This is a genomic window from Mesorhizobium sp. M8A.F.Ca.ET.057.01.1.1, assembly GCF_003952565.1.
Classification (GTDB): Bacteria; Pseudomonadota; Alphaproteobacteria; order Rhizobiales; family Rhizobiaceae; genus Mesorhizobium.
Genome location: NZ_CP034454.1, coordinates 5102117 through 5123923, shown reverse-complemented (window position 1 = coordinate 5123923; position 21807 = coordinate 5102117). Strand labels below are relative to the sequence as shown.

20 protein-coding genes and 3 pseudogenes are annotated in these 21807 nt (G+C 62.9%); 18 read left to right on the top strand and 5 right to left on the bottom strand.

The window, feature by feature from the left end:
- Window positions 1–19 precede the first annotated feature (19 nt).
- The 4 genes from EJ077_RS24460 to EJ077_RS24445 are packed head-to-tail and all read left to right on the top strand — an operon-like array spanning window position 20 to window position 3331.
- Window positions 20–757, top strand: a complete 738-nt coding sequence (locus tag EJ077_RS24460; protein WP_208696974.1) for an ABC transporter ATP-binding protein — start codon at window positions 20–22, stop codon at window positions 755–757.
- Complete coding sequence (locus EJ077_RS24455) at window positions 738–1460, top strand: ABC transporter ATP-binding protein (RefSeq protein ID WP_245458529.1); 723 nt, start codon at window positions 738–740, stop codon at window positions 1458–1460. The genes EJ077_RS24460 and EJ077_RS24455 overlap by 20 nt, the downstream gene beginning before the upstream one ends.
- A gap of 5 nt (window positions 1461–1465) precedes the next feature.
- Window positions 1466–2359: a branched-chain amino acid ABC transporter permease gene (locus EJ077_RS24450; protein ID WP_208696972.1), complete on the top strand. Its 894-nt coding sequence runs from the start codon at window positions 1466–1468 to the stop codon at window positions 2357–2359.
- Window positions 2360–2362: 3 nt separating this feature from the next.
- Window positions 2363–3331: a branched-chain amino acid ABC transporter permease gene (locus EJ077_RS24445; protein ID WP_208696970.1), complete on the top strand. Its 969-nt coding sequence runs from the start codon at window positions 2363–2365 to the stop codon at window positions 3329–3331.
- Window positions 3332–3391: 60 nt separating this feature from the next.
- On the opposite strand, the gene EJ077_RS24440 is transcribed toward EJ077_RS24445, so the two are convergent.
- The 3 genes from EJ077_RS24440 to EJ077_RS24430 form a co-directional block, all read right to left on the bottom strand.
- Entirely contained in the window at window positions 3392–4339 is a 948-nt protein-coding gene (locus EJ077_RS24440) for a helix-turn-helix domain-containing protein (protein WP_208696968.1), read from the bottom strand.
- A 280-nt stretch (window positions 4340–4619) separates the two neighbouring features.
- Complete coding sequence (locus EJ077_RS24435; RefSeq protein ID WP_208696966.1) at window positions 4620–5516, bottom strand: MBL fold metallo-hydrolase; 897 nt, start codon at window positions 5514–5516, stop codon at window positions 4620–4622.
- 57 nt (window positions 5517–5573) lie between these two features.
- Complete coding sequence (locus EJ077_RS24430) at window positions 5574–5744, bottom strand: MoaF-related domain-containing protein (RefSeq protein WP_208696964.1); 171 nt, start codon at window positions 5742–5744, stop codon at window positions 5574–5576.
- Window positions 5745–5953: 209 nt separating this feature from the next.
- On the opposite strand from EJ077_RS24430, the gene EJ077_RS24425 reads away from it, so the two are divergent.
- Both EJ077_RS24425 and EJ077_RS24420 read left to right on the top strand, forming a co-directional pair.
- Window positions 5954–6856, top strand: a complete 903-nt coding sequence (locus EJ077_RS24425) for a LysR family transcriptional regulator (RefSeq protein ID WP_208696962.1) — start codon at window positions 5954–5956, stop codon at window positions 6854–6856.
- 69 nt (window positions 6857–6925) lie between these two features.
- Window positions 6926–7315: a VOC family protein gene (locus EJ077_RS24420; protein WP_208696960.1), complete on the top strand. Its 390-nt coding sequence runs from the start codon at window positions 6926–6928 to the stop codon at window positions 7313–7315.
- A 106-nt stretch (window positions 7316–7421) separates the two neighbouring features.
- On the opposite strand, the gene EJ077_RS32900 is transcribed toward EJ077_RS24420, so the two are convergent.
- Both EJ077_RS32900 and EJ077_RS32895 read right to left on the bottom strand, forming a co-directional pair.
- On the bottom strand, window positions 7422–7937 hold the full coding sequence (locus EJ077_RS32900) for a LysR substrate-binding domain-containing protein (protein WP_367142412.1): 516 nt from the start codon (window positions 7935–7937) through the stop codon (window positions 7422–7424).
- A gap of 271 nt (window positions 7938–8208) precedes the next feature.
- Window positions 8209–8283 (bottom strand): annotated as a pseudogene (locus EJ077_RS32895) (hypothetical protein); the annotation flags it as partial.
- 185 nt (window positions 8284–8468) lie between these two features.
- Between EJ077_RS32895 and EJ077_RS32360 the strand changes: the two are divergent.
- The 12 genes and pseudogenes from EJ077_RS32360 to EJ077_RS24360 all read left to right on the top strand — a co-directional run bounded on the left by EJ077_RS32360 (window position 8469) and on the right by EJ077_RS24360 (window position 21799).
- Complete coding sequence (locus EJ077_RS32360) at window positions 8469–9239, top strand: Rieske 2Fe-2S domain-containing protein (protein WP_416859532.1); 771 nt, start codon at window positions 8469–8471, stop codon at window positions 9237–9239.
- Window positions 9125–9508 (top strand): hypothetical protein, encoded by a 384-nt coding sequence (locus tag EJ077_RS32355; protein ID WP_416859531.1) that lies wholly within the window; start codon window positions 9125–9127, stop codon window positions 9506–9508. The genes EJ077_RS32360 and EJ077_RS32355 overlap by 115 nt, the downstream gene beginning before the upstream one ends.
- Window positions 9505–10632 (top strand): 2Fe-2S iron-sulfur cluster-binding protein, encoded by a 1128-nt coding sequence (locus tag EJ077_RS24405; protein WP_208696958.1) that lies wholly within the window; start codon window positions 9505–9507, stop codon window positions 10630–10632. Before EJ077_RS32355 ends, EJ077_RS24405 begins: the two co-directional genes overlap by 4 nt.
- Before the next feature lie 43 nt (window positions 10633–10675).
- Window positions 10676–11797: an aminotransferase class I/II-fold pyridoxal phosphate-dependent enzyme gene (locus tag EJ077_RS24400; protein WP_208696956.1), complete on the top strand. Its 1122-nt coding sequence runs from the start codon at window positions 10676–10678 to the stop codon at window positions 11795–11797.
- Window positions 11794–13305, top strand: a complete 1512-nt coding sequence (locus EJ077_RS24395; RefSeq protein WP_208696954.1) for an FAD-binding oxidoreductase — start codon at window positions 11794–11796, stop codon at window positions 13303–13305. Before EJ077_RS24400 ends, EJ077_RS24395 begins: the two co-directional genes overlap by 4 nt.
- Window positions 13298–14361 (top strand): annotated as a pseudogene (locus EJ077_RS24390) (DUF2817 domain-containing protein); the annotation flags it as partial. The gene EJ077_RS24395 and the pseudogene EJ077_RS24390, both read left to right, overlap by 8 nt.
- A 306-nt stretch (window positions 14362–14667) precedes the next feature.
- Window positions 14668–15330, top strand: a complete 663-nt coding sequence (locus EJ077_RS32890; RefSeq protein ID WP_416859557.1) for an ABC transporter ATP-binding protein — start codon at window positions 14668–14670, stop codon at window positions 15328–15330.
- A gap of 69 nt (window positions 15331–15399) precedes the next feature.
- Window positions 15400–16196, top strand: a pseudogene (locus EJ077_RS24380) (transporter substrate-binding domain-containing protein).
- A gap of 76 nt (window positions 16197–16272) precedes the next feature.
- Window positions 16273–16986 (top strand): ABC transporter permease, encoded by a 714-nt coding sequence (locus EJ077_RS24375; RefSeq protein ID WP_208696948.1) that lies wholly within the window; start codon window positions 16273–16275, stop codon window positions 16984–16986.
- Window positions 16983–17699 carry an ABC transporter permease gene (locus EJ077_RS24370; RefSeq protein WP_208696946.1) on the top strand — a complete coding sequence of 239 codons (717 nt, stop codon included), beginning with the start codon at window positions 16983–16985 and terminating at the stop codon, window positions 17697–17699. Before EJ077_RS24375 ends, EJ077_RS24370 begins: the two co-directional genes overlap by 4 nt.
- Before the next feature lie 922 nt (window positions 17700–18621).
- Window positions 18622–21654 carry a VCBS domain-containing protein gene (locus EJ077_RS24365; protein ID WP_208696944.1) on the top strand — a complete coding sequence of 1011 codons (3033 nt, stop codon included), beginning with the start codon at window positions 18622–18624 and terminating at the stop codon, window positions 21652–21654.
- Window positions 21557–21799 (top strand): VCBS domain-containing protein, encoded by a 243-nt coding sequence (locus tag EJ077_RS24360; protein ID WP_208696942.1) that lies wholly within the window; start codon window positions 21557–21559, stop codon window positions 21797–21799. The genes EJ077_RS24365 and EJ077_RS24360 overlap by 98 nt, the downstream gene beginning before the upstream one ends.
- The last annotated feature ends 8 nt before the right edge of the window (window positions 21800–21807 follow it).

The following is a 21807-nucleotide window of genomic DNA, read 5'->3' as shown; positions in this document are numbered from 1 at the left end:
CCGGAGATACGGAAACACGATGCAGCCTGACGAAACCCTGCTTCGCCTCGACGCGGTCCAGAAGCGGTTCGGCGGGCTCGTCGTGCTCAACAATGTCGACATCGCGGTCGGCCGCAACGAACTGATCGGGCTGATCGGCCCCAACGGCGCCGGCAAGTCGACGCTGTTCAACGTCATCACCGCCATCTATGCGCCGACGCAAGGGCGGGTGCTGTTTCGCGGCAAGGACATTACCGGCATCGCGCCGCACAGCATCTCCCGGCTCGGCATCGCCCGCACCTTCCAGCTGGTGCGCACCTTCCTGACCATGACCGCCTTCGAGAACGTCATGGTCGGCGCCGTCTACGGGGGAGGGGGCCGCGTCAGGCATGCGACGGATGCGGCGAACGTCGCGCTCGAACTGGTTGGCCTGACTGCCCGGCGCGACATGCGCACCGCACATATGACGCTCTCCGACCGCCGCATGTTGGAGATCGCAAGAGCGGTCGCTTCCGATCCGGCGCTGCTGCTCCTCGATGAGCCGATGGCCGGCCTCAACCCGACCGAGATCCAGCGCATGGCCGACGTTATCAGGCGTGTGCGCGCCGAGCGTGGCCTTTCGATGCTCTGGGTCGAGCACAAGGTCGACGCCATCATGAAAGTGTGCAGCCGCGTCATCGTGCTCGACCATGGCGAGAAGATCGCCGACGGCTCGCCGCGCGAAGTCACCCAGAACCGCAAAGTCATAGAGGCCTATCTTGGCGAACCGGCTGCTTGAAGTAAGCGATCTCCAGGTCGCCTATGGCGATGTCGGCGCGCTGTGGGGCGTCTCGCTCCATGTCGACCCCGGCACCATTGTCGCCATCGTCGGCGCCAACGGCGCCGGCAAGACGACGCTGCTCAGGACCGTGTCCGGCCTGCTCAAGCCGAAGAGCGGCGATATCCGGCTGGCCGGCCAATCGCTGGTCGGCAAGGCGCCGCAGGAGATCGCCTCCCTGGGCATCGCCCATGTGCCGGAAGGCCGCGGCCTGTTCCGCCAGATGACGGTGCTGGAGAACCTCGAGCTCGGCGCCTTCCAACCCAAGGCGAGGCCGCGCACGAAGGAGTTGCTCGACAACGCCTATACGCTGTTTCCGCGCCTCAAGGAGCGCATCCACCAAAAGGCCGGTTCGCTCTCCGGCGGCGAGCAGCAGATGCTGGCGATCGCGCGCGCCACCATGTCGGAGCCGTCGCTGCTCATTCTCGACGAGCCTTCATTGGGTCTGAGCCCGCTGGTTGTGCAGCAGATGTTTTCGCTCATCCAGACCTTGCATGCTCAGGGTGTCACGATCCTGCTGGTCGAGCAGAATATCCACCAGGCGCTGAAGGTCGCCGACTATGCCTTCGTGCTCCAAACCGGCTCACTCGCCATGCAAGGCACCGGCGCCGAGCTGATCGCCGATCCCGAAATCCAGAAAGCCTATATGGGCGTGTTGGAGTAGATCAGATGTTCAACCTGCCCCCTCCCGACATCCTGCTCCAGCTCTCGCTCAATGGCGCGCTCAGCGGCGCCATGTACGGCGTCGCGGCCGTGGGCCTGAGCCTGATTTTCGGCACCATGCGGCTGATCTTCCTTGCCCAGGGTGCGATGATCATTCTGGCCGCCTATTTCGTGCGGGCGCTGTTCTATGGCCTCGGCATCGACCCGTTCCTGTCGCTGCTGATCGTCGTGCCGGTCGGGCTTGGCGTCGGCTGGCTGATGTATCAGGGCCTGTTCCGCAAGGCGGCCGCCGAGGAAGATCGCAACGTTTCGCTGCTGATCGCCGTCGGCCTGATGTTCCTGGTCCAGAACCTGATGACCGTCGTCTGGGGTGGCAACACCGCCGGCGTGGTGACGAGCTATACGGCGACCGGCATCGAGCTGCTCGGCGTGCGCACCTCGTTTACCCGCACCATGGGCTTCCTGATCGCACTCGGCGGCACCGGGTTGGTGATGCTCTTCCTTCGCAAGACCATTGTCGGCAAGGCGGTGCGCGCCGCCTCGGAAGACATGGACGCGGCGACCCTGATGGGCATCAGCCCGCACCGCGTCAACGCCATCGCCTTTGCCATCGGCATCGCACTTGCGGGAGCGGCCGGCGTCGCGGTGGCAACCACCTTTCCGTTCAACCCGTTCGCCGGCTTCATCTTCAGCCTCAAGGCGCTGGTGGCGCTGGCGCTGGGCGGCATCGGCAACGTCACCGGCGCGCTCGCCGGCGGCATCCTGCTTGGCCTGATCGAAGCCTATGTCCAGTTCTTCATCTCGGGCGGCTGGACAAACGCCATCGCCTACGGCGTGTTCCTGGCGGTGCTGATGTTCAAGCCGGAAGGCCTGTTCAGCCGGCCCTACAAGAAGGCTTGAGAAATGAGCAACGCCTTCAAATGGATCGCCATTGTGGTCGTCGCGGCGCTCGCGCTGCTGCCGTTCCTGCCAGGTGCTGTCGACGCCTATTATTTCTCCTTCCTGTTCTTCGTCTTCCTCTACGCCATTATGGCGCAGAGCTGGAACCTGGTCGCCGGCTATGGCGGCCAGATCAGCCTTGGCAGCCATGCCTTCTTCGGGCTGGGCGCCTACACCACCGCCATCCTGTGGACCGGCAACTATCTCTGGGGCTCGCTCTATGACACGCACCCCGGCATCTACTATTTCGATCCTGTGACGATGGCGCTGGGCGGCGTGGTGGCGGCAATTGCCGCCGCCATCATCGGCCTGCCGCTTCTGTCGAAATTGCGTGGCGACTATTTCGCGCTGGGCACGCTCGGCTTCGGCGAGATCGTCAAGGTGCTGTTCGTCAACGGCGGCGACTTCACCGGCAGCGCCTTCGGCATCGTCGCGCCCGCCGGCATGTTCGACACGCTGCGTCCGCATTACTGGGTCGCACTCGGCCTGATGGTCGCGACCGCGCTCGCCATCGGCGCCTTGATGCGCTCGCGCTACGGCCTCGCTCTGATCGCGGTGCGCGACGACGAGATGGCGGCGTCGGCCAACGGCATTGATGTGTTGAAGGTCAAGGTCGCGGCCTTCGCCGGCAGCGCCTTCATCGCAGGCGTCGCCGGCAGCCTCTACACCTTCTACATCTTCCATGTTGGCCCGGACTCGGTGTTCGACCTCGACTGGATGCTGCTGCCGCTGATGATGACGGTGGTCGGCGGCACCGGCACGCTGCTGGGCCCCATCCTCGGCGCGCTGGTCATGTACGCCGTCTTCGACCTCGCGCGCATTGTGGTGCCCGACTATCACCCAGTGATTTCAGGACTGACGATTATTCTGGCGATGCTGTTTCTGCCGAAGGGACTGATGCGCAGTTTTGCCGGCAAGGCAAGGCTTGCGTAGGCGATAAACTTCCCGATGAACGCAGCTCCCGAACTCCGCCGTTCAGACCCGCCTGCCTAGCTAATGCACCACCGTCTTTAGCCTCTCCCTCAACTCCCTTGGCGCGACGTCATACTTGCTCTTGAACGCTCGCGAAAAATGCGCGCTGGAATTGAACCCGCAGGAGAAAGCGATTTCCGAAATCGAAGCCGAGGCGCGGGCAGGGGATAACAATTCCTCCTTGCTACGCTCCAGCCGCCTGTCCCAGACGAAGCGTTCCAGTGTCATGCCTTCGCCTTCGAAGGCGCGGTGCAGGTAGCGGCGGGAGCAGCCCATGTGGCGGGCTATGTCCTCGGCCGAGAGATTGCTGCGGGCGAGGTTGGCGTCGATATAGGCGACGATACGCTCGCGCAGCGCTTCCAGCGGCGGGCGGCGGAAGTCCGGCGCCATCGGCTTGGCCTGGATCAGCCCGTTGACAAGCTGGATCAGGCTTTCGCCGACGCGACGGCAGCCGGCTTCGTCGAGCTTGTGCGCGGTGCCGATCGCCATCTGCATCAGGCCCGACACGATATGGGTGAGGCTGTCGTCCTCCCCGGGCAACGGCACCGGCGCCGAGAGCCGCGCCAGCGTCTCGTCGCCGAAGGTCGAGCGCGGCACCTGCAGGATGAGCTGGTCGACATCGCTGAGGTTCTGCAGGGAATAGCTGCGCAGCGGGTCGTAGATGATCGCCGCGCGCGGGCCGAGATCGACCGCGACCTGCTGCTGTTCGAAGCGGCTGCGGCCGCTGAGCTGCATCAGGATCTTGATCGAATCGGGATCGAAACTGCGCCAGAAGGCGCGGTCGCTAACCACCAGATGCGACTTGGCCTTGATCTCGGACAGGCGGCAGGCACCGAGATTGACCGACACCAGCTTCGGCAGCGATGGCGCCTCGCCACGCGAGAAGCGCTGGGTGATGGGGCCGAACAGCATCCGCGAGGCGGACAGGAAGGCTTCGCCGTCGGCGACGCTCATATGGTGGGCGGTCATAGTCTCCTCCATTTTCGCTTCGCTCCCATCTTGTCGTGGGATTGAGGCGCACAGCAGCGCCTAAGCAATCATAAAAGAAGTTAACATGCTAATCAAAACAACGCCGGCGCAAATTCGCCAGTCAAACTATGAAAATTTGGCCTCGTTTGCCTGGCTCCTGTAGCGATGGCGGGCCAGGCAGAGATTTCCCGCCCCATACATTTACCTCGGGAAACGGCACGCAGGCTGCGGCCGATTCCCTGGAAGGATCTCCATGAGATCCTTCAGCGCGAGATGGAACTCAGCCCCACTTCATCTCGCCCTTGGCAACTTTCGCCCCGATTTCGAGAGCAACGCCCATGCCGAGGTTCGGGAACCGCGCCTCCATTGCTGCCTTGAGCGCGGCGGCATCGGCGGCCTTGGCGAGTTCCTCCTCGAAAGCGAGCAGATAGGCCTTGGTATGCGCAACCGCCGAGATGTCAGTAGGCGACTCCGGCGCCATATGCCCTGGGACGACGATGGCCGGGTGGCGCGCCGCAATCTTGTCGAGATTGGCGATCCATGCCGCACGCGATTCGCTGGTCGGGGTGTCGGCGGTCCAGACATGCACACCAGAGAAGATGAGTACGCCGCCGAACACCGCATTTAGCGAAGGCGCCCAAAGATCCCGCCGATTGGCGAGGCCTTCGGCGGCGACGATTTCCACTTTTTCGCTATCGATAGTCAGCGATTGACCGTCGAAGACTTCAGGCAGAACGATGTCAGACAATGTCTGAGGGCCATTCTCCTTGAGCTGGGGACCCCACACCGAGAGCTTCTTGTCGACCGAGCCCTTGATTGCCGCCACCGTTTCCGGGGCAGCAATGACCTTTGCATCCGGGAAAGCCTGATGGATCGGCTTCAGGCTGAAGTAATAGTCAGGATCCGACTGGCTGACATAGATCGCCGTCAGCTTCTTGCCGTTGGCCTTGATCGCGTCTGCCAGAAACCGTCCGTCCGGATAGCTGAAGCCGCCGTCGATCAGCAATGCCTCGGTTGCTCCCGACAGCAGGACCGGAGCGCGGAAGAAGCCGTTCGGACCGGCGGGGAAGTGCTTCCAGGCGAGTCCGGTCCCGGCGGCGCGGCCGATATCGGCGGGAGCAAAAGCGGTGGCGGCGATGGCAACGGAGGTTTTCATGATCTGTCTCCTGGTGAGCATTTTGAAACTCCTTTTTGTGATGGGCAAAGAAATCGGTCTGCACGCTCGAGGCCAGGACTAAGTCAACCAGGTCCAAGTGCCGGACAAATTGAGGAAGCCGCGGTCGGCCCTGGCGATGTCGGTGTGGACGACCCCACTCTCCTCGACGTGGGTCACGGTCGTCCCGTCGGCCTCAATCCGGGTCACCATGAACACGCCCTGCCGAATGGAGATTGCCCGATGGGTCACCGCCTCGTTCGCCCAAGCGGGTCTCATAGACGTGGCCGATAGCCGGAAACATTTTGCGGTCGTCATGCGGGGACCCTTCGAATGCCGGGCAGATCAGCCGGTGGCTGAACTCAATGCGCAAAAGGTGCATTGTCTTTATTGGTCGATAAACCCCGATGAATTGGATTCAATGTAAGCTATAGACACACAATCCCTCCGGAGCGACGACCATGGAAGCGATCAATCTCAATAGGCTGGCCTATTTCGCCGCAGTGGTGGAGGCAGCTTCCTTCACGCGTGCGGCGGAGCGTCTCGGCATCACCAAGACTGTCGTGAGCCAGCAGGTGGCGCGACTTGAACAGGAACTGAAGACAAGCCTTCTGCTTCGCACGACCCGGCGGGTTGAGCCGACCGAGGCAGGCCGGCAGCTTCATGCGCGATGCGCGATGATTCTGCGGGAGGCCGAGGCGGCCTTCGACGAGCTTGCCCAAACAAACGCTCAGCCAATGGGAGTTCTGCGGGTCACTGCGCCGAATGACTATGGCACCACCACCATCGCGCCGCTTGCAGCCCGGTTCTGTCGTACCTATCCGGCATGTCGCGTCGACCTGATGCTTTCGGACACCAGGATCGATCTGATCGCGAACCAGATTGATCTGTCGATCCGCGCGGGTTGGCTAACGGACTCAAGTCTTCAGGCACGCAGGATCGGTTCCTTCAAACAGTTTCTCGTGGCGGTACCTGACCTGGCACGGAGCCTATCGCCCGCCGAACCCGAGGATCTATCGGGCCTGCCCTTCATCGCGAATGTCGCGCTGAAAGAGCCGCTCGTTTGGCGTTTCACGCAAGGTGAACACGATCGGCGCACAGTTCGGATGAAGCTTGGGCTGACAATCAACGCCACGCCGGCCGTTCTGGAGGCGACCCTGGCCGGCGCCGGTATGTCCATCCTTCCAGACTTTGCTCTGGGCGACCACGTGGCGGCCGGCCGGCTGGTGCCTGTTTTACCCGGCTGGACCCTGCCCTCCGGCGGCATCCATGCTGTGTATCCGGCCGCCCGCTTCCGTCCGCCCAAGGTGACGCGATTTGTGGAGATGCTCGCCCAAGCCGGCAAGGCCGGTGTCGGCACTTAGTTGCGCCCAAGGCATACCGATGCGATTCTGCCTGCGACGCCTTATCGACGCTTACGCGAGGCCAATGTGATGTTCCTTGCTGTCCACCATGTCGCAATCATCTGCAGCGACTATGAGACATCCAAGCAGTTCTACACGAGCAAGCTTGGTTTCGTCATTCTCGCCGAAAACTGGCGCCCCGAAAGGCGGTCTTGGAAGTGCGACTTGCGTCATGGCCTCGTCCAGATCGAGTTATTCAGTTTCCCGGATCCGCCGAGCCGGCCCAGCAGGCCCGAGGCCTGCGGATTAAGACATATTGCATTCGTGGTCGCGTCGGTCGAGGCAACTGCCGAGCTGCTTCGGTCGCGAGACGTTGACGTGGAGCCAATCCGAACAGACCCCTACACGGGGCGCTTGTTTACCTTCATCGCCGATCCGGACGGACTCCCGATCGAACTTTACGAGGCCGGCGCCGCATGACGGCCCATGGGTGGGCGTTGCGCGTAGCAAGCAAGAAAAAACCCAGCTAGATCAATGGACTAGCTGGGAAAAAACCGATTGAGTGGGGAGAGAACGATTGAGGACATCAGCTAGCCGCTAAAGCTGCGCCCATCCGCTTGGAAATCGACACGATCCACGTGCGCAGTTCCGGGCCGAAGGGCTTTTGCAGGGCCGCACGGTCCCAGGCGAGGAAATAGGCCTGGGACAATTTGAGCCGTTGATTGAAAGGTACGATGAGCCGGCCGGACGCGATATCCTCGGCGGCCATTGATAGCTGCGCCAGCACAACGCCTCTTCCATTCGTCGCGGCATCGATAGCGGCGCTCGACAAGGAGAAGGCGACTTCGCCTGAAGCCTTTCGGTACATCGCTCCGATGCTTGCGGCCCATTCCGTCCAGCTGGGCGGTGAGCGGTGGTCGCGAGCCCATTCGATGCTGAGGAGCGGCAGGTCGAGAATGTCGGCGGGTTTGCGCACCGGGTGCCTTGCGAGCAGCGCCGGTGAGCATGCCGGCACCACCCAATCCGTGAACAGCTCGATATAGTGGTTGGAAATCGCGATACTTGTCGCCGTACGAAATGCGGAAGTCGACCCCTTCTTCATTGTCCAATCGGGGTTCCGTCTCCGCGCCGACCAGACGCACGGTCGCGCCCGGGTGCGCGATCTGCCAATCCAGCAATTGCGGGCCGATCCATTTGCTGGCGAGCGATGGCAGGCAGGAGATTGTCAGCGTGTTCGCGGACTGGGCACGATCGATGATGTCGTGAGCCGCGCGAATCTGGTCGAATCCGAGGGAAACCGCCGCGTGATACACACGTCCCAGCGCTGTGAGGGCGACGCTCCTGCCGCGCCGTTCCAGCAGCCTGGCCTCGAGTGCCTCTTCCGCTTTGCGTATCTGCTGGCTGACCGCACCAACGGAGACGCCAAGCTCGGTCGCGGCCGCCGTCATACTGCCGCGTCTGCCAAAGGCCTCGAAGGCCTGTATCGCACGCAGCGGCGCGTCTTGTTCACCTGGGCAAGGATCCTGGGGTCAGCTTGATTTAGTTTTTCTAAAATAGAACGCAGATGCAAGCCCTATGTCGTCCTGGATCCGCAAGATATTCGTTTAGGGGTTCACGAGTTCGGGAGGACCCCATGTTTCTTCGAAACTGCTGGTACGTTGCCGCGTGGGACCATGAGGTCGCTGACCGACTGATGCCGACCCGGATTCTTGGCGAGGATATCGTCCTCTTCCGCCGGACCGATGGCGTGGTGGCGGCGCTCGAAGACGCCTGTCCGCATCGCAAGCTGCCGCTGTCCATGGGCCGCATCAAGGGCGACACGGTCGAATGCGGCTATCACGGCCTGACCTTCGACAGCACGGGGACCTGCACGCGGGTGCCGGGCGCGGAAAAGATACCCCATGTCGCCTGCGTCCGTTCCTATCCGATTGCCGAGCGCTACGGCTTGCTCTGGATCTGGATGGGCGAGGCGGCAAAGGCCGATCCCGACCTGATTTTCGCTGTCGATCACTGGGGCGACCCGGCATGGGGCGTCAACCGCGGCGAGTCGATGGCGCTGGATTGCAACTACCTCTACATGACCGACAACCTGCTCGATCCCTCGCATGTGTCTTGGGTCCATCAATCCTCCTTCGGCGGTGTCCAGGCCATGGAGGATGCACCGCTCGAAACCACCGTCGGCGTCGACGGCGTAACGGTGTGGCGCTGGGTCGTCGACGCCGCACCGGCGCCCTTCTATGCCCCTTCCTCAAATTCTCCGGCAATTGCGACCGCAAGCAGCACTACGAGGTGCGTTACCCGTCCAACGCGATCATCAAGGCGATCTTCGTGCCGGCACGCACCGGCGGCGAAGGCAAGCCGTTGCACGAGGACGTGTTCCTCATGGACAGTTACAATTTCATGACGCCTGTCGATGAGAACCAGACGAAATATTACTGGTTCCAGATGCGCAATTTCGCGCCAGACGATCTGGAGGTGTCGCGCCGGTTCGCCACCTCCGTGCGCGGCGCTTTCGACGAGGACCGCACCGTGCTCAACGCGGTGCACAAGGGCATGGCCAACAAGCGCACGCCCAATCTTGATCTCAAGATCGATGTCGGGCCGCTGCGTTTTCGCCGCAACCTGGCCAAGCTGATCGCCAGCGAGAGCCAGCAATTGGCGGCCGCCGAATGAACGCATTCACCGCTCGCGACACTATCGCAAGAAGCGGGTTTCGCGACCTGAGGGTGGTTGCGAAGGTGCGCGAAAGCGCCATCATCACGTCGTTCCACATGGAGCCGGTCAATCCACTGGATTGGCGCGATTTCGAGCCAGGCCAGTTCCTGGTGTTCAAGATACCCGTGCCGCAGGCGGCAGGCGAAAAGGGATATGTGCTGCGCAACTACAGCGTCTCCTGTTCTCCGGCCAGCAAGGGCCGCTACCGGATCAGCGTGAAACGGGAAGCCGCATCCGCGCCTGGCCTGCCTGATGGGATAAGCTCATGCTTACTTCATGACCGGATCGACGTCGGTGACGTGCTTCAGGCTGATGGGCCGCGCGGCGATTTCGTGCTCGACAAGGCGAGCAGCCGTCCGGTCGTGCTGCTCAGCGGCGGCGTTGGGCTGACGCCGATGGTGTCAATGCTGCATGCGCTGGCTTCGATGCCGGACCGCCGCGCCGTCTTCGTCCACGCTTGCGAGAATGGCGACGTGCATGCCTTGCGCGACGAGGTGAGCGGCCTTGTCGCGACACGGCCCGGCCTGACCGCCCACTACTGCTATCGGTCTCCGTCCGAACGCGACAAAGCCAAACAGCGGTTCCACAGCGAAGGCATGATTTCGCGGGACGTGCTGCAGCGCCTGCTGCCGATCGACGACTATGAGTTCTATCTCTGTGGTCCGCCGCCGTTCATGCAGGCGATCTACGCCATGTTGCGAGCGCTTGGCGTGCCGAAGCACCGCATTGCCTACGAATTTTTCGGCCCGGCGACGGTGCTTGAGCCGGATGCTTTTCGGACCTCTACGGTTGTTGCGCCGCCGGCAAGGATCGCGCCGACAGGCGAGGCGACGACCGTGGAGTTCCGAAAATCGGGACTCAAGGCCATCTGGGACGGCTCCGCCGCATCGCTGCTCGACTTTGCCGAGGATCACGGTCTGGAACCGGAATTCAGCTGCCGGTCCGGCATCTGTGGCACATGCAAGTCGCGGCTGGTCTCGGGCGACGTCGCCTATTTCGAAGAACCGCTGGATGAGCTTGGGGCAGGCGAAGTGCTGCTCTGCTGCTCCAGGCCCAGCGGATCAGTCGTCCTGGACATTTGACAAAATCTTGTGCCGCGTGTGGGCGGAGAACGGAAGTCGGGATTTGGAACAGTCGGTCAAACCAGCGTCGAGCCTGCCGCTCAATCCGCATATCGCCGCGTTGCCGCCCTACAATGCCGGCATGAACATCGCGATGGCGCGGGCGCTGAGTGGCCGCCATGACATCGCCCGGCTGGCCAGCAATGAAAACCCGGACGGCTGTTCTCCCGCCGTCATGGCCGCATTGGCGTCGTCAACGTTCGAACCATGGCGCTATGCCGATCCGGCCTGCACGGCGCTGCGGGCGGTGCTCGGCGAAAGACTGGCGGTCGATCCCGGCCTGATCGTTGCCGGCAACGGCTCCGAGGAGATGATCGCCGCCATCTCGCGCGCCGTCCTGGTGCCGGGCGCCTCAGTCGTCACCACGGTGCCGAGCTTCGGCCTGCATGAGATAGAGCCGCTGGCAGTGGGGGCTGATGTCGTCAAGGTAGCGATGACACCCGACATGGGATTCGACCTTGCAGCGCTGGAAACGGCGATCGCCGCCGGGCCGCGGATCGTTTTCATATCCTCGCCGTGGAACCCGGTCGGGCCGGGTCTCGATCATTCCGGCCTGCAACGGCTGATCGGTGCTGTGCGGCCAAGCACGCTTCTTGTCCTCGACGAAGCTTATTTCGAATTTGCCGATCCCGGCGCGCCGGACGGCATCGAGGTTCTGCGCGGTCGCGGCATCGACCATGTGGTGCTGCGGACGTTTTCGAAGGCGTATGGGCTGGCGGGGCTGCGCGTTGGATATGCCGTCTGTTCGAGCCTCGACCTGGCGCGAGTGATCGCCGCTGCCAAGACGCCGTTCAACGTCAATGCGGCGGCACAGACCGCCGCGATCGCGGCACTCGCCGACGAAAGCTGGATGAAGGCGTCGGCGACCCGGGTCAGGGTCGAGCGCGTGCGTATAGCCGCCGCACTTGCCGGCCTTGGTTTCCGGGTTGCGCCGTCGCAGACAAACTTCCTGTTCTTCGGCTGCAGGGGCGATAGTTCGAGCCTCGCCGCCGATCTTCTGAAGCAGGGGATTATCGTCAAGGCGTGGCGAGAAGCCGGCTACGAACGCTATCTGCGTGCCACCATCGGTTTGCCGGCGGACAATGACCGGCTGATTGCGGCGCTTCAGGAATTGGTGGGACGATGAGCGGCCTCGCGCCCCAAAGGCAAACGAACTGGATCGACCAGGCGGTGCCGTTGTCGGTTGTCGACGCGCTCCGCGATGTCGTCGGCGCTTCGAACGTGCGCACCGGAGAGGATGCCGGCGCGGTCGACCTTGGCTCGAATGGCGCGAATTGCGGTGCCGGCATCGTCGTTGCGCCTTTATCGACCGGCGAAGTCGCGGCGGTGGTGCGCATCTGTCACCAGAACGGGATCGCGATCGTGCCGCAAGGTGGAAAGACCGGCTTGGTCGGCGGCAGTGTTTCGCGGCCAGGCGAGATCGTCCTTTCGATGACGCGCATGATCCGCATCGAGCGGCTTGATCCTGTCGAGCGCGTGGCTGTCGTCGACGCCGGGGTTACTCTTGAAGCGCTGCAAGAGGCCGCGCGCGAACACCGGCTGGAACCGGGCATCGATCTTGCCGCGCGCGGCTCGGCGACGATCGGCGGCATGGTGTCTACCAATGCGGGCGGCGTGATGGCCTTTCGCAACGGCGTCATGCGCCACCGCGTGCTTGGCCTGGAGGCCGTTCTGGCCGACGGATCGGTCTATTCCGATCTTACCCGGGTGGTGAAGAATTCCGCCGGCTATGATCTGAAACATCTCTTCATCGGTGCCGAGGGCACGCTCGGCATCGTCACCCGCGTGGTCGTCAAGCTCGACCCTTCGCCGCTAGCCAGCGCCACCGCGCTTTTCGGGCTGCCATCGGTCGAGGCTGCTCTGCGGACCATTCGCCTGGCACTTGAATCGGAGGCCGGGCATCTGCGCGCGGCGGAGGCGATGTGGACCTCGTATTTCAGCCTGGCCGCCGCCGCCCATGGATGGTCCGCACCAGGCGTGCCGCTTGACCAGCCGCTGTTCTTGCTGCTGTCGCTTGGCGGCGCGCGTGAAGAGGCGCTGCGCGAGGATTTCGAGCGGATTTATTCGGAAGTATTGGAGCGCTATCCCGAAGCGACCGGCATCATCGCCGGCTCGCGGCGGCAAGAGGACGACCTGTGGCGGCTGCGCGAGGACACCAGCGTGCTTTATCGTGCCCATCCCCATGCGCCTTCCTTCGACGTGTCGGTGCCATTGTCGGAAATTCCAGCATATCTCGACAGAATCCTGCCTAAGCTCGCCGCGATCGAACCCGGTCTGGCGCCCTATATCTTCGGACATCTGGCCGACGGGAACCTGCATATCATCCTCAACCGCCGGGGTCCGCTGGCTCCCGACGTTGCCGAGGATATCGAGGGCGTCCTGTATCAACAGCTCCGGGAGATCGGCGGTTCCTTTTCCGCTGAACACGGTGTTGGCTCGAAGCGCATCCATTCCCTGCTGGCGACAGCCGACCCGACGAAGCTCGCCGTGATGGAGCGGGTGAAACGAGCGTTGGACGTTCAGTCGATCATGAATCCCGACAAGGTGCTTCCCTGCGATGCCTGGTTCGTTCGGTCTTCCAGGCCATCTCAATCCGGCAGCTTTAAGAACGTGAGCGGCCTCATCGATGAGTAACCCCATGCTGGAACCACAGGGAATGAACGGATTGACTACCAGCTATCCAGTGGGGTCGCCGGTGCGTCATGACTCGGCCCCGGCCTATGCCTCTGATTTCGGCGCCCTGCGCCAAGAATTTCGCCAAGCGGCCGAGCGGGCGGGCGCGGAGCTGTCTGAATATGTTCATCCGCTGAACGGGCCCGATGGTGGGCCGCTGGCGACGGATGTGGCATTGCTTGGCCGTCGCGATGCGCGCAAGCTGATCGTGCTCATCTCCGGCACCCATGGTATCGAGGGGCCGTTCGGCTCGACCTGCCAGACCGCCTGGCTCGGCCAGAAGAACCTGCGGCGCCTGCCTGACGACACGGCGATCCTTGCCATCCACCTCATCAATCCCTGGGGCACGGCGTGGTCGCGGCGTGTCAATGAAGACAATGTCGACCTCAACCGCAACTTCATCGACTGGTCGGCGGGCGCTCCGGTCAACAATGGCTATGCCGGCCTCCACGACGCCGTGGCATACCGCGAATGGGCAGGGCCGGACCGTATAGCGGCCGACGAGAAACTCGCCGCAGCGCGCAAGAGGCTTGGGCATGCCGGGCTGGCGGCGATCGTCGAGGCCGGCCAGTATGAATTCGCCGACGGGATGTTCTACGGCGGTGGCGGCCCGGTCTGGTCGAACAGGACGCTGAACGAAATCCTGAAGACCTTTGCCGGCGCGGCGCACCAGGTCATCGTTTTCGACCTGCATACGGGGCAGGGCCTTACGGCTATCCGGCTCTGCTTTCGGTGGCGAGTTCCGAGCATGCCGGCCTTGCCTGGGGCAAATCCATCTTCGGGCCTGCGCTGTCGACCGTGCTGACCGGCCCGGGCGCCAAGACGGGCACCGGCATCGCGGCGACTGCGACCGGCTATGTCTCCGACGCCGTCCGCAAGGCGATGCCGAATGCGCGCGTGCTGCCGCTTGTCGTCGAATGCGGCACGCTGGACGGCCCCTCGGTCATGGAAGCAGTGCAAGCCGACAACTGGCTGCATCTGTTCGGGAAGCTCGATTCGCCGCTGGGCAAGCGAATCCGGGAGACGCTGCGCTCGGCCTTCATTCCCGATGATCCGGACTGGCAGCGCACCTGCCTGTCCAGCAGTCTGCGCTATTTCGACCGTGCACTGGCCGAGCTGCAGACTGTTGAGGTAGCCCGGGACGAGGCCAGGCGCGAACATGCGCAGCCAACCGCTCCCGCCGCTGTGGCCGATCCGACGCCTGCTGACGAAGCAAAGATCACGACGCCAGCCGTCCAGATCGACGAGCTTCACAAGAGCTTCGGCTCGCTTCTGGTGTTGAAGGGCGTCAATCTCACCGCCCATGCCGGTGAAGTCATTTCCATGATTGGCTCGTCGGGTTCGGGCAAGAGCACGTTCCTGCGTTGCATCAACCTTCTGGAACAGCCGGATGGCGGTAAGGTCGCCATCGACGGCGAGCTCATCAAGATGAAGCCGCTGTCGAACGGCCGTCTCGGGCCGGCAGACATGGCGCAGGTCGAACGCATCCGCGCCCGCGTCGGCATGGTGTTCCAGAACTTCAATCTGTGGCCGCACATGACGGTGATGGAGAACATCATCGAAGCGCCCCGGCATGTGCTGAAGGAGCCTCGCGAGAAGGCCGTCGAACACGCGCATGCCCTGCTGAAGAAGGTCGGGCTCGCCGACAAGCACGCCCACTATCCCGGCCAGTTGTCCGGTGGCCAGCAGCAACGGGCGGCGATTGCCCGCACGCTGGCGATGCGGCCCAAGGTCATCCTCTTCGACGAGCCGACATCGGCGCTCGACCCCGAGCTGGTCGGCGAGGTGCTGCGGGTGATCCGCCAACTGGCGGAGGAAGGCAACACCATGATCCTCGTGACGCATGAAATGCAGTTCGCGCGCGAGGTCTCCCACAAGGTTCTGTTTCTCCACCAGGGAAAGGTGGAGGAAGAGGGTGCGCCGGCGGAGCTGTTCGGCAGCCCGCGCTCGGAGCGTCTGCGCCAATTCCTGGCACGGACACTGTGAGGCAAGCCCTCGAAGCGTTCGGCTCGCACCGGACAACGGCAATGAAGATCAACAACAAGGGGAACTGATATGAAACTGAAAGTCTTGACGCTGCTCGCATGTCTGGCAGGAAGCATGGGCAGCGCATGGGCGGCCGAAGGCGAGCTGTCCATTGGTAAGAAGGCGCCTACCCGCCATGGAGCATGTCCGACGCCAATGGCAACGTCACCGGTTTCGACGCCGATGTCGGCGCATTGCTGTGCACCAAACTTGGCGTGACCTGCCATTTCGTCGTGCAGGCCTTCGATGGGTTGATCCCGGCGCTGAAGGCCAAGCGCTTCGACGTCATCATCTCGGGGATGTCGATCACCGCCGATCGTAAGAAGGAGATCAACTTCAGCGTCGGCTATGCCGAACTGGCCAACATGTTCGTCGCCGCCAAGGGTTCTGATCTCGCCGCCATCACCGACGTCGACACGCTGCTGAAATCGCTCGATGGCAAGAAGGTCGGCGTACAGGCCGGCACAACCCACGCGCATTTCCTGGAGAAGCGTGCGCCGAATGCCGACCTGAAAACTTACGACACGCTCGACCAGATGCAGATCGACCTGGCGAGCGGCCGTATCGACACGGCTTTCGCCGATCAATCCGCCTTGCAGGATTTCCTGGACAAGCCGGATGGCAAGAACTTCCAGCTGATAGGTGTTGAGATCAAGAGCACGTTCGACCCGACGCTTGGCGAAGGCATCGGCGTCGGCATCGCGCAGGACAATACCGAGCTCAAGGCCAAGATCGACAAGGCGCTTTGCGAGTTGATCGCGGATGGCTCCGTCGGCAAGGCCAGCCAAAAATGGTTCAAGACGGACATTTCCCGGCCCTGCAAATAACGCCTTGGAATTCTGGCATGCGCCCGGACAGCCGGGCGCATGCGTCTCATTGGCACGGCAGACTAGGGCAACTCAGATGGAATTTGGTCTCTGGCAGGTTTGGGAAGCGGGTTGGGTGACCGTCATCCTGCGTGGCGCGGCGATCACAATCCTTGTGGGTTTCGTCAGCATGGCGGCCGGTCTGGTGATCGGCATTGCCTGCGGGCTGATCAAATGGGCCCGGATATTTCCACTTTCGCTGGTGGTCGATGCTTATACGTCGCTCGTGCGTGGCGTGCCCGAACTGCTTATCATCTACCTGCTGTTTTTCAGTTCGGTTGAGTTCGTGACCAAGGTCGTGACTGCCTTCGGCTATGCCGGTGTCGCGGAAAGCGGTTATGCGTTCGTCATCGCGGTCATCGCCATCGGCGCGATCTCCGGGGCCTATTCGACGGAGGTCGTGCGCGGCGCGCTCGGCGCCATCCCCAATGGGCATATCGAGGCAGCTCGAGCGCTCGGGCTGCCGGGCGCTCGCATCTTTCGCCGCATCATCGCCCCGCAGATGCTGCGCATCGCGGTTCCCGGCATCAACAATGTGTGGCAGACGACGATCAAGGACACCGCTTTGGTTTCGGTGGTCGGCCTTCAGGAATTGATGCGCATTTCCTTCATCGGCGCCAACTCCACCCGCCACCCGTTCATCTTCTACCTGATTGCGGCGCTGGTTTATCTCGCCATCACGCTTGTAAGCCAGGCCGGCTTCGACGGGATCGAACGCCTGCTCAGGCTACGGACGAGAAAAGCAGTATGATAGACCTCATCCAGCTTGCGGTTCCCGTTCTGCTCAAGGGCCTGTGGGTCACAGCCGCGCTGACCTTCGTTTCGGTGCTGATCGGCTTCAATCTGGGCCTCGGACTGGCGCTTATGCGGCTATCGTCGAACTGGCTCCTGTCGGGCTTCGCCAAATATTACAGCAACGTCTTTCGCGGGACGCCGCTGCTGGTGCAGATCTTCCTGTTTTACTACGGGCTCGGCCAGCTTTCGCTGATCAAGGACAACGCGGTTTTGTGGTGGGTGATCAGCGATGGATCGCGTTGCGCCGTCCTGGCACTCGCGCTGAATACGGCTGCCTACACATCCGAGATCCTGCGCGGCGGATTGATGTCGGTTCCGGCCGGTCTCGTCGAGGCGGCTCAGGCATGCGGCATGTCGCGCATGCTGCGGTTCCGCCGCATCGAGTTCCCGCTCGCCATCCGCCAGGCGCTGCCAGCATATGGCAATGAGCTTATCCTTGTGGTGAAGGGCACCAGCCTCGCCTCGACGATCACGGTGCTCGAAATCACCGGCTACGCCAAGCGGCTGATGAGCCAGACCTTCGCGATCTTCGAGATTTTCGCCATTGCCGGCGTGCTCTACCTCGTGATCAATCTGCTGCTGATCGCGATCATCCGATCCATCGAGCGTTCTCTGACCAGGCATGAGTCGTCCTCCAGCCAGAAATCGACTGCACTCAAATCGATCTGACGTCTCATGACGCTGTCTAGTGCTCATTCCTCGCGATCGGGCCGCCTTCGTTAGCCTTGGCGGGAAAGCATGACGGATCGCCCACCATAGCTGTGGCGCTGACGGCTATGTTAGGCGCTTTTTCTTTCGCAGTGCCCACGATCGGACCGAGAGTGGGTTATCTCCGCCTGAGGCGGCGGGCGGGGCTTCCGCGAGCCGTCACCTGTGCACCAGGCTGTGAACTCGTACCGCTCTGGCTTCGAATATTAACTGTTCCCCAAAGTTGGGCGTTGACGCTTCCTCTCCAGTAGAGTTAATAATCTCCTAATATAAGCATCTTCTAAATCTGTTGATCGGAAACCGAGGATTTAGGGGATATAATCGGGGTAGGGAGACGTAGCGCAGCGACCAACGTCGTCGCCGCCGCCATCATGCGATCATTATCCGCTAGCGCCAGCCGGCTCTTCTTGCCCGGCAGGCGCGCTGATGGCGCACTGCACTTCCAACCCAGTTGTGTGCCGATTTTTGGGATCGACGCTCGGACAGGGCGTGGTCGCGCAGGGCTGTCGACAAACAGGCGTAGGGGCGCCTGTCAGGGAAAAAGGGGTTGAAAAATGGCTACTCAGGTCACCGGTGCCGGCGGCACCACGGCGTCGTTCTCCAATACACCGCAGGCAAAGGATGACGTTTTCAATCTCACCGAGGATACGGTCGTCCTCGCGTCAGGTTCGCAAACCATCATAGTTCTCGATGTGATGGCGAACGATCAGGGTGGAAACGCGAAGTCCCTCTTTTCGGTGGACGATGGGATTTCCGCATCGACGGCCACGAAGCAATACGCCCCCATCGACCTGACGACTCAGGACGTTCAGGCGACCGGCATTTCAGCCTGGGAAAGCATCGGGGCGGGGTCTCCATCCGCATCAACAACGGCAAGGTCGAGATGGACCTTGGTGGATATCTGGCGGCGCATGGCTTCGCCAGCCTGCAAGCCATGGGTGCGGGCGACCAGATCAACGAGACTTTCACCTATGCGATCAAACTCGGCAACGGAACGCTCAGCTGGGCCAGCGTCTCGGTCAACATTCAGGGCACCAATGACGGCGCGATTATCACCGCCATCCCGGGCGCGGATACGACCGTGGTGGAAGCGGGCGGCGTCGCCAATGGCACGCTGAATGATCCCAACGCGCATGGACAGCTGTCCATCACCGACCCCGATGCCGGCCAGAACCATTTCCAGGCTCCCCCCAGCCTGCAGGGCACCTATGGCACCTTCACTTTCGATACGACAACCGGTGTATGGGCCTATACGCTCAACCAGACTCTCGCCGACCCGCTGACCCAGGGCCAGCATGTCACCGACACTCTGACGGTGAAGTCGGCCGACGGAAGCGCCAGCTACAATATCCTCGTTAATATCACCGGCACCAATGATGTACCTGTGATTGCTGGTACACACGCCGGCTCGGTGACCGAGGACGTGGCGACCGACGCCAGCAACCACCTGAACACATCCGGCGCGCTGACCATCAACGATGTCGACCAGGGTCAGTCCAACTTCACGGCGCAGGCAAGCTTCGCCGGCACCTATGGCACCTTCACGCTGGATGCATCGGGCAACTGGACCTACAGCGCCGACGACGCCCAGACGGCGATCCAGCAGCTGGGCGCCGGGCAGTCGATCACTGACAGCTTCACCGCCGTCTCCTCCGACGGCACCGCCAGCCAACTGGTCACCGTCACCATCCACGGCACCAACGACGTGCCCGTGATCGGCGGTGTCTCGACCGGCTCGGTGACCGAGGACGTGGCGACCGACGCCAGCAACCACCTGAACACATCCGGCGCGCTGACCATCAACGATGTCGACCAGGGTCAGTCCAACTTCACGGCGCAGGCAGCTTCGCCGGCACCTATGGCACCTTCACGCTGGATGCCGGGCAACTGGACCTACAGCGCCGACGACGCCCAGACGGCGATCCAGCAGCTGGGCGCCGGGCAGTCGATCACTGACAGCTTCACCGCCGTCTCCTCCGACGGCACCGCCAGCCAACTGGTCACCGTCACCATCCACGGCACCAACGACGTGCCGGTGATCGGCGGTGTCTCGACCGGCTCGGTGACCGAGGACGTGGCGACCGACGCCAGCAATCACCTGAACACATCCGGCGCGCTGACCATCAACGATGTCGACCAGGGTCAGTCCAACTTCACGGCGCAGGCCAGCTTCGCCGGCACCTATGGCACCTTCACGCTGGATGCATCGGGCAACTGGACCTACAGCGCCGACGACGCCCAGACGGCGATCCAGCAGCTGGGCGCCGGGCAGTCGATCACTGACAGCTTCACCGCCGTCTCCTCCGACGGCACCGCCAGCCAACTGGTCACCGTCACCATCCACGGCACCAACGACGTGCCGGTGATCGGCGGTGTCTCGACCGGCTCGGTGACCGAGGACGTGGCGACCGACGCCAGCAATCACCTGAACACATCCGGCGCGCTGACCATCAACGATGTCGACCAGGGTCAGTCCAACTTCACGGCGCAGGCCAGCTTCGCCGGCACCTATGGCACCTTCACGCTGGATGCATCGGGCAACTGGACCTACAGCGCCGACGACGCCCAGACGGCGATCCAGCAGCTGGGCGCCGGGCAGTCGATCACTGACAGCTTCACCGCCGTCTCCTCCGACGGCACCGCCAGCCAACTGGTCACCGTCACCATCCACGGCACCAACGACGTGCCGGTGATCGGCGGTGTCTCGACCGGCTCGGTGACCGAGGACGTGGCGACCGACGCCAGCAATCACCTGAACACATCCGGCGCGCTGACCATCAACGATGTCGACCAGGGTCAGTCCAACTTCACGGCGCAGGCCAGCTTCGCCGGCACCTATGGCACCTTCACGCTGGATGCATCGGGCAACTGGACCTACAGCGCCGACGACGCCCAGACGGCGATCCAGCAGCTGGGCGCCGGGCAGTCGATCACTGACAGCTTCACCGCCGTCTCCTCCGACGGCACCGCCAGCCAACTGGTCACCGTCACCATCCACGGCACCAACGACGTGCCGGTGATCGGCGGTGTCTCGACCGGCTCGGTGACCGAGGACGTGGCGACCGACGCCAGCAATCACCTGAACACATCCGGCGCGCTGACCATCAACGATGTCGACCAGGGTCAGTCCAACTTCACGGCGCAGGCCAGCTTCGCCGGCACCTATGGCACCTTCACGCTGGACGCATCGGGCAACTGGACCTACAGCGCCGACGACGCCCAGACGGCGATCCAGCAGCTGGGCGCCGGGCAGTCGATCACTGACAGCTTCACCGCCGTCTCCTCCGACGGCACCGCCAGCCAACTGGTCACCGTCACCATCCACGGCACCAACGACGTGCCGGTGATCGGCGGTGTCTCGACCGGCTCGGTGACCGAGGACGTGGCGACCGACGCCAGCAACCACCTGAACACATCCGGCGCGCTGACCATCAACGATGTCGACCAGGGTCAGTCCAACTTCACGGCGCAGGCCAGCTTCGCCGGCACCTATGGCACCTTCACGCTGGATGCATCGGGCAACTGGACCTACAGCGCCGACGACGCCCAGACGGCGATCCAGCAGCTGGGCGCCGGGCAGTCGATCACTGACAGCTTCACCGCCGTCTCCTCCGACGGCACCGCCAGCCAACTGGTCACCGTCACCATCCACGGCACCAACGACGTGCCGGTGATCGGCGGTGTCTCGACCGGCTCGGTGACCGAGGACGTGGCGACCGACGCCAGCAATCACCTGAACACATCCGGCGCGCTGACCATCAACGATGTCGACCAGGGTCAGTCCAACTTCACGGCGCAGGCCAGCTTCGCCGGCACCTATGGCACCTTCACGCTGGAGCTCGGGCAACTGGACCTACAGCGCCGACGACGCCCAGACGGCGATCCAGCAGCTGGGCGCCGGGCAGTCGATCACTGACAGCTTCACCGCCGTCTCCTCCGACGGCACCGCCAGCCAACTGGTCACCGTCACCATCCACGGCACCAACGACGTGCCGGTGATCGGCGGTGTCTCGACCGGCTCGGTGACCGAGGACGTGGCGACCGACGCCAGCAACACCTAACACATCCG

Bases quoted from the DNA above. Each gene is read 5' to 3' on its own strand.
- EJ077_RS24440 (WP_208696968.1), bottom strand. From the start codon at position 4,339: ATGACCGCCCACCATATGAGCGTCGCCGACGGCGAAGCCTTCCTGTCC.
- EJ077_RS24360 (WP_208696942.1), top strand. From the start codon at position 21,557: ATGGCACCTTCACGCTGGAGCTCGGGCAACTGGACCTACAGCGCCGAC.
- EJ077_RS24425 (WP_208696962.1), top strand. From the start codon at position 5,954: ATGGAAGCGATCAATCTCAATAGGCTGGCCTATTTCGCCGCAGTGGTG.
- EJ077_RS32900 (WP_367142412.1), bottom strand. From the start codon at position 7,937: ATGAAGAAGGGGTCGACTTCCGCATTTCGTACGGCGACAAGTATCGCG.
- EJ077_RS24370 (WP_208696946.1), top strand. From the start codon at position 16,983: ATGATAGACCTCATCCAGCTTGCGGTTCCCGTTCTGCTCAAGGGCCTG.
- EJ077_RS24395 (WP_208696954.1), top strand. From the start codon at position 11,794: ATGAGCGGCCTCGCGCCCCAAAGGCAAACGAACTGGATCGACCAGGCG.
- EJ077_RS24450 (WP_208696972.1), top strand. From the start codon at position 1,466: ATGTTCAACCTGCCCCCTCCCGACATCCTGCTCCAGCTCTCGCTCAAT.
- EJ077_RS32890 (WP_416859557.1), top strand. From the start codon at position 14,668: ATGATTGGCTCGTCGGGTTCGGGCAAGAGCACGTTCCTGCGTTGCATC.
- EJ077_RS24365 (WP_208696944.1), top strand. From the start codon at position 18,622: ATGGACCTTGGTGGATATCTGGCGGCGCATGGCTTCGCCAGCCTGCAA.
- EJ077_RS24420 (WP_208696960.1), top strand. From the start codon at position 6,926: ATGTTCCTTGCTGTCCACCATGTCGCAATCATCTGCAGCGACTATGAG.
- EJ077_RS24375 (WP_208696948.1), top strand. From the start codon at position 16,273: ATGGAATTTGGTCTCTGGCAGGTTTGGGAAGCGGGTTGGGTGACCGTC.
- EJ077_RS24445 (WP_208696970.1), top strand. From the start codon at position 2,363: ATGAGCAACGCCTTCAAATGGATCGCCATTGTGGTCGTCGCGGCGCTC.
- EJ077_RS32360 (WP_416859532.1), top strand. From the start codon at position 8,469: ATGTTTCTTCGAAACTGCTGGTACGTTGCCGCGTGGGACCATGAGGTC.
- EJ077_RS24460 (WP_208696974.1), top strand. From the start codon at position 20: ATGCAGCCTGACGAAACCCTGCTTCGCCTCGACGCGGTCCAGAAGCGG.
- EJ077_RS24435 (WP_208696966.1), bottom strand. From the start codon at position 5,516: ATGCTCACCAGGAGACAGATCATGAAAACCTCCGTTGCCATCGCCGCC.
- EJ077_RS24405 (WP_208696958.1), top strand. From the start codon at position 9,505: ATGAACGCATTCACCGCTCGCGACACTATCGCAAGAAGCGGGTTTCGC.